General features: G+C 34.5%; 1 protein-coding gene and 1 pseudogene. Both read right to left on the minus strand.

The window, feature by feature from the left end; translation table 11 throughout:
- A partial coding sequence (locus AC1DTM_RS29510; protein ID WP_477001594.1) for an AAA family ATPase occupies window positions 1-519 on the minus strand: 519 nt, incomplete at its 3' end.
- Window positions 519-821: pseudogene (locus tag AC1DTM_RS29515) on the minus strand (CPBP family intramembrane glutamic endopeptidase); the annotation flags it as partial. The gene AC1DTM_RS29510 and the pseudogene AC1DTM_RS29515, both read right to left, overlap by 1 nt.

Below are 821 nucleotides of genomic sequence, written 5' to 3' on the forward strand. Positions count from 1 at the left end.
CTTGCAGTACCCTTTTGTAACATTATTTAAGTTTTCATAATAACGTTGGAACGGTCTAGCTATATGTAAATGTTTTTCAAAGTTTCTTCTTTTTTTCGTCCCATCAGACTCTTTCCGYTTTCTAAGCTCTTCATCACTTGTATATAAATAAAAATATTGATCTGGAAAACCAATTTCTTCGTTAATTATCTTTTCTTTATAAAAGTTTTCTATTAAAGATAACGGCTGATTAAATATATCAAAATGGAAACACCAATTATAACTAAGTGGCTGATAAATATCACCATCGAGTATTACTAACTCATATTGCTGCGACTTCTGCATTGCTATATTCCAGCGCTCTACTTGTTTTTCAAAATACCATGTTCTATGTTCATTTTTTGGTCTTTCAAATAATAGATTAACTTCAGGTATAATAAATGCACCGTAATTTTTTTCTAGTTCACGGCATGTTGTACTCTTACCAACAGCGCTCGCTCCCTCAAATGCTACAATCCCCATAGTTTCTCCCACTTTCATTAACTAAAATCTCGTTGTTTCGCTCTTCTCCCCCATAACTGTCTCCATAAAACGATTGAAGCGATAGAAAGCATTATTGTTGTAATGATACTACCTTCAATACCAAATGAGCCTCCATGAAGCACTTCTGACCCATTTGTTACAGGTTTAAATAGCGGCGTTGAATATATCGTCATGCCACTAACTGCAAAACCATAGACGTTATATTGCGCCCAATTCCAAATGGAATGCCACGCGCATATCCCCCAAAGACTACTGTCTTTTAAAACGTAAAATGCTGTAAATACACCAACTAATATTAT

Source organism: Bacillus sp. P4_D3, from assembly GCF_056401855.1.